Origin of the sequence: Malaciobacter halophilus, from assembly GCF_002837275.1 — a bacterium.
Lineage (GTDB): Bacteria > Campylobacterota > Campylobacteria > Campylobacterales > Arcobacteraceae > Malaciobacter > Malaciobacter halophilus.
In genome coordinates this window covers 1-6,051 of sequence record NZ_NXIF01000074.1, presented here as the reverse complement: position 1 = coordinate 6,051, position 6,051 = coordinate 1, and the positions used below count along the sequence as shown (strand labels likewise).

The window sequence follows — 6,051 nt, the reverse complement described above, 5'->3', positions numbered from 1 at the left end:
TAACTAAGTGTTAATTTTTAGTTTTTCAATTTTTTTTTAAAATAAGTTAATCATGTGTGTAATTTTAACTCAATCATTATAACTTTTCTTTATAATCTATGTCTTTTTTTTAAGAAGAAACTTTTCCCTCACTTAAAATTATTTTAACAATTTTTTATAAAATATGTTTTTTTTGCATATTTTAAATTTTCCTTAATGAAAAAATCACTTTTATGTCACAAAAGATTGATATAATGGGTTTTTAATGTGTAGTACAAACAGAGCACACATCAAAGCTTCTAAGTACGATTTTTGCTTTTTGTAAAGAGTCTACTCCAATTATAGCTTTTTGAGCAACACCTAATTTTGAATTAATTCCCGGTCCTAAATTCCAAACTGTTGGTGTTATTATATTATAAGTTTTTATTATACCTTTTTCCAATTTTATATTATGATATAATGAGCCTCTTGATGCTTCTATGGTACTAATTGACACTGCATTATCTATATCATTTAAAGAGTATTTTGGTTTAATATATGACTCTTGAGATATATCTACTTTTGAAATCAACTCTTTTGTTTTTATAAGAAGATGAGCAAACTCATCCATTCTTGCCATAACTCTTGTATATACAGAATCTTTGAACTCTTTATGAATTTCTTTTATAAATTTTCTATTAGATACAATAGCTCTTGATAAAGGTCCTGTTTCATAAAATTCATTTTTATAAAGTGCAGTTTTTGACCAAGTATATTCAGACTCTTTCTTCTGTTTACCAACTTTAAAACTATTTTTATCCTCTTCACTTATTTTATCAAGGTCTATTTGATATTTATTTTTACTTTTTATTTTTCCTTTTTGAAAAAGTGAGTTTGAACCTAAAACAATATGAAAATCATAACTTCTACCAATAGTTTCAAGACTATTTTCAAAACATATGTCTTTAAAATCTTTTAGTGCATAATCTAAGTTATTTAAAGAATCTATTTTATCATAAGATAAGTAGTCATAAATATCAACTCCTGCTAAACTATTTTGAAAAAACAGCACTGCTTGGTCTAAATAATTTTGCATTGAAGTTAAGTCAAGAAGGGTTGGATCACTCATAACACCCCCAGTAACCATATAAGAGGTATGAGGCCACTGTCCACCTATAATTGCTAATGATTTTATAATTTCACTTGTAATTTTTGAAGAGTTAATCCACTCTTTACCCTTAATTGCTCTATACTTTTCATAATCAATATTCTTTGAAAGCTTTGCAATGTCTGGCATTATAAACATATAAAACCACTTTATATGAGAATCAATTATTTCAATATTTAAACCTATTTCTCTTAATAATTTAGCTTTATTAGTAATTTCTAAAGGTTCATTTACATTTTCATACAGATTTTCCAAAGCTTCAACAGTTGCTTTTAAATGGGCTTGTCCACATATCCCACATATTCTAGGTGTATAAATCAAAGCATCTAATGCAGGTTTATTTTTTAAAATATATTCAAATCCTCTAAAATTAAAAAACTCTATTCTTGCATCACTAATAAGATTATCTTTCCATGAACAAACAAGTTTTGCTTCACCTTCAATTCTTTCAATAATATCAACTGTTTTCATTACTACTCAATCAATTTTTTATTTAATCTATCTATTTTAAAAGTTTTAGCTACTCCTGCAAGGGTTAAATATGCTCTTTTATTAATACCTAAAGGTATATGTACAGGTATTCCCATATTTTTCTTAGTTTCAAGCATATTAGAAGTTGGAAAATCAAATTCAGTACAACCAATACAAGGCATTCCTGCTCTTGTTTTAGTATTTACATCATTCCATAAAACTCTATTGCAATTACTATGTGTCATAGGCCCTTTACAACCTTGCTCATAAAATAAACACCCTTCTTTTAAACCAAAACTTTTAGCTTCAACTTTCCATTCAAAATACTCATTTCTAGTACAGCCATGGTGTGCAAGACCGTAATATATCTCTTTTGGTCTGTGTTTCTCATCTAAACTGATTTTTCTATTCTCTTTTAAAGTAAAAAGAGTTTGTAAAATCCACTCTGGATGTACAGGGCACCCAGTAAGATTAATAACTTCTTGTTTTAAATTATTTAATTTTGTATTATCTAAATAGTTTTCAACACCTTTTATACAATTATCTTCTTCAAACTTTGCATGTATTCCACCATAAGAAGCACAAGAACCTACGCTTATTATGTAAGAGGCCTTTTTTGCCAATATATTTAGTAATTCAAGAAGATTATAATCTGATATAGTAAAGTATTCACTACTTGAAGAAATAGCACCTTCAATAAGTAAAAAATCTATATTTTCTAAATTTAATACATCTTTTAATGAGGTTTCAGTAGTTAATGAAGGATGATAAAATAGTTCAAAACTATTTAAAAAAAGTTCAAATCGTGAAGAGTTTGAACTTAATAAAGAGTGTGTATTTCCATTGCAAGTAATTGCTTGAAACCAAACAACTTTAGGTTTATGCGTCATCACTTTTTAGTGCTCTATATATATTTTCAGCTACACTATCAGAATAGTCTAATAGTTCTTTATCTAAAACTTTTTCGCCACTTAAAAAAGCAAAACCACCTAAACATCCCATAATCATTGAAAATGCAGAAAAGAACTCTTGTTCTCTTAATTCTTTTGTTTGTGCACCTTCATCTAATAAAATCATAACTTCTGTAACAAATTCACTTACACATAAAAAACCTTCACAACCTTGTGCAAACACTTCTCTATTTGATAAATAAACTCTTAAAAAATACTCTATAATTTCTGGGGATTCTTTTACATTTTTTAGATATTCTCTTGTAAATAGAAAAATTTTCTCTTTACAAGAAATATCCATATGATTAATAGTTCTAAGTTTTTTTGCTAATATATTTGTTGAGTACTTTATTGCATACTTTGCTAACTCTTCTTTTGAAGCAAAATAGTTATACATATTCCCAACACTCATTTGCATAGATTTTGCAATATCTGGAATTGTTGTATTGTAAAAACCTTTAGTTTAGAAAAGCTTAAGTGCATTTTCTATAATGCTATTTTTTTTTAACTCTTTTGAAGACAAGTGCTTTCCTTTATTTAAAATATATTAACATAATAATATAAGTTTTGTTAATAGTGAATGAAAGTTCATAAAACAAAAGAGCTAAGCCACAATATAATGGCTTAGCTTTAAAGATATTAATGTACTAAATTAGTTAATTCAGAATCACTTACTTGATGGAAGTTTAGATATTTATAAATATCATCTCTTTTTTCTGGAGTAATTTTTTTAGGAACCATGTTTAAGTACTCTTCTTTTGTTGGAAGTCTACCAAGAAGTGCTGCTAATGCTGCAACTTCTGCTGAACCTAAATATACTTTAGAGTTTTTACCAAGTCTATTATCAAAGTTTCTTGTACTTGTTGAGAATACAACTGCCCCTTCAGATACTTGTGCTTGGTTACCCATACATAAAGAACAACCTGGCATTTCAAGTCTTGCACCAGCTGCTGCAAAAATTGAGTAGTATCCCTCTTCTGTTAATTGAGCTTCATCCATTTTTGTTGGAGGTGCAACCCATAATTTACCTGGAACTTCACCTTCTCCTTTAAGTACTTCACCTAAAGCTCTAAATAGTCCAATATTAGTCATACAAGAACCTACAAATACTTCATCAATTTTTTCTGTTGGTCTTTTTGGATCTGCTAATACTTCACTTAAAGTTGCAACATCATCTGGATCATTAGGACAAGCTAAAATTGGTTCAGTGATTTCATTTAAATCAATTTCAATTGTTGCTGCATACTCTGCATCTGCATCTGGCTCTAATAATTCTGGATTTGCAATCCACTCTTTCATTTTATCTGCTCTTCTTTGTAAAGTTCTAGCATCTTCATAACCCTCTTCAATCATCTTTTCAATTAATGCAATGTTTGAAGATAAGTATTCAATAATTGGTTCCTTATCTAATTGAACAGAACAAGCTGCTGCACTTCTTTCTGCTGAAGCATCAGAGATTTCAAATGCTTGTTCAACTTTTAATTGTGGTAAACCTTGAATCTCAATAATTTTACCAGCAAAAATATTTTTCTTACCTTTCTTTTCAACAGTTAATAAACCATCTTTGATTGCTTGATAAGGAATTGCATTTACTAAATCTCTTAGTGTAATACCTGGTTGCATTTCACCTTTGAATTTAACTAAAACAGACTCAGGCATAGTTAAAGGCATCATACCTGTAACTCCTGCAAATGCTACAAGTCCAGAACCAGCAGGGAATGAGATACCAATAGGGAATCTTGTATGTGAATCTCCACCCGTTCCAACAGTATCTGGTAAACAAAGTCTATTTAACCAAGAGTGAATAACACCATCACCAGGTCTTAATGTAACACCACCTCTTGAATTGATAAAGTCAGGTAATGTGTGTCTTAATTTAATATCAGCAGGCTTTGGATAAGCAGCTGTATGACAGAATGATTGCATAACCATATCAGCACCAAATGATAATGCTGCAAGCTCTTTAATTTCATCTCTTGTCATAGGACCTGTTGTATCTTGAGAACCAACTGTTGTAGCTATTGGCTCAACATACATTCCTGGTTTAACACCTTCAATTCCACAAGCTCTTCCTACCATTTTTTGTGCTTGTGTAAAACCTTTTCCATTATCTTTTGGTTGTTCAGGAGCTAAGAACATATCAGAAGCTTCTAATCCTAAAACATCTCTTGCTTTTGCAGTTAAACCTTTACCAATAATTAAAGGTATTCTTCCACCAGCTCTCATCTCATCTGTTAATGTATTTGGAGCAAGTTTAAATTCAGATACAACTGTACCATCTTTTTCAATTACACCATCATAAGGTTTTACAACAATCTCATCACCAGTTTCTAAATTATCAACTGGAGCTTGAATTGGTAAACAACCTGAATCCTCAGCAGTATTAAAGAAAATTGGAGCAATAATTGAACCAATTACAACACCACCTGTTCTTTTATTTGGAACACCTTTAATATCTCTACCCATATGCCATTGAACAGAGTTAATACCTGATTTTCTTGATGAACCAGTTCCTACAACATCACCAACATATGCTAATGGATTTCCTTTTTTCTTTAGCTCTTCCATTGTTTCAAGAGGATTTTCCATTCTTGATTGTAACATTGCAGTAGCGTGTAGTGGAATATCAGATCTAGTAAATGCAACAGTTGCAGGAGATAAATCATCTGTATTTGTTTCACCAGGGATTTTATAAACAGTTAATTTAATTTCTTTTTCTAGTGCAGGCTTATTTGTAAACCATTCTGCATTTGCCCAAGATTCAATTACTTCTTTAGCTTTAGCATTTCCTGCATCCATTAAATCTTTTACGTCATTAAATGCATCATAAACTAAAATAGTGTTTTTTAATTGCTCTGCAGCAGCATCTGCTACTTCATCAATTTTTAATGCTTCAACTAGTGGAGAAACATTAAATCCACCCATCATCGTTCCTAAAATTTCAATAGCATCAAGCTTTGAAATCACAGAACATGATATATTCCCTTGAACTATATCGTTTAAAAAAGCAGCTTTTACATATGCAGCATCATCAACACCTGGGTTGATTCTGTTTTTGAATAGGTCTAATAAATAATCTGCTTCTTCAACTGAATCTGCTTTTAATAACTCTACTAGTTGAGCAGTTTGTTCAGCAGTTAAAGCTAATGGAGGAAGATTTCCCTCTTTTAGTCTCTCTTCTGTATGTGCTTTGTATTCAGCAATTAAACTCATTAATATCTCCTAATTGATTTGTACTTGTAGTATAACATAATGTTAGCTTTAGACAATGTACAATTTTTGTTAAAACACGTACAAGTTTGTATTTTTGTAAAAAAAAGTTACAAAATAAGTACATTATGTGTTAAATTTCTATCATTAATCGTATTTTAGACTATTTTAATGGTTTTATTAAATATATTTTTTTACCTAAAACTAAGTTTCAAAAGAATTCTAAAAAACTACATATGTACAATAATTGTACATATTTTTAGGAAAAACAGCATTTTTTATACATAAGAATTA

The 6,051-nt window shown here is 29.6% G+C and carries 3 protein-coding genes and 1 pseudogene; all 4 read right to left on the bottom strand.

The window, feature by feature from the left end; translation table 11 throughout:
• Positions 1–241: 241 nt before the first annotated feature.
• Entirely contained in the window at positions 242–1,597 is a 1,356-nt protein-coding gene (locus CP960_RS13110; protein WP_101185924.1) for a nickel-dependent hydrogenase large subunit, read from the bottom strand.
• Between the two features lie 2 nt (positions 1,598–1,599).
• Positions 1,600–2,487, bottom strand: coding sequence for an NADH-quinone oxidoreductase subunit B family protein (locus CP960_RS13105; protein ID WP_228152084.1), 888 nt, complete (start codon positions 2,485–2,487; stop codon positions 1,600–1,602).
• Positions 2,477–2,995, bottom strand: a pseudogene (locus CP960_RS13100) (TetR/AcrR family transcriptional regulator); the annotation flags it as partial. The pseudogene CP960_RS13100 and the gene CP960_RS13105, both read right to left, overlap by 11 nt.
• Positions 2,996–3,186: 191 nt before the next feature.
• Positions 3,187–5,760: a bifunctional aconitate hydratase 2/2-methylisocitrate dehydratase gene (locus CP960_RS13095; RefSeq protein WP_101185922.1), complete on the bottom strand. Its 2,574-nt coding sequence runs from the start codon at positions 5,758–5,760 to the stop codon at positions 3,187–3,189.
• Between the last annotated feature and the right edge of the window lie 291 nt (positions 5,761–6,051).

Bases quoted from the DNA above. Each gene is read 5' to 3' on its own strand.
- CP960_RS13105 (WP_228152084.1), bottom strand. From the start codon at position 2,487: ATGACGCATAAACCTAAAGTTGTTTGGTTTCAAGCAATTACTTGCAAT.
- CP960_RS13110 (WP_101185924.1), bottom strand. From the start codon at position 1,597: ATGAAAACAGTTGATATTATTGAAAGAATTGAAGGTGAAGCAAAACTT.
- CP960_RS13095 (WP_101185922.1), bottom strand. From the start codon at position 5,760: ATGAGTTTAATTGCTGAATACAAAGCACATACAGAAGAGAGACTAAAA.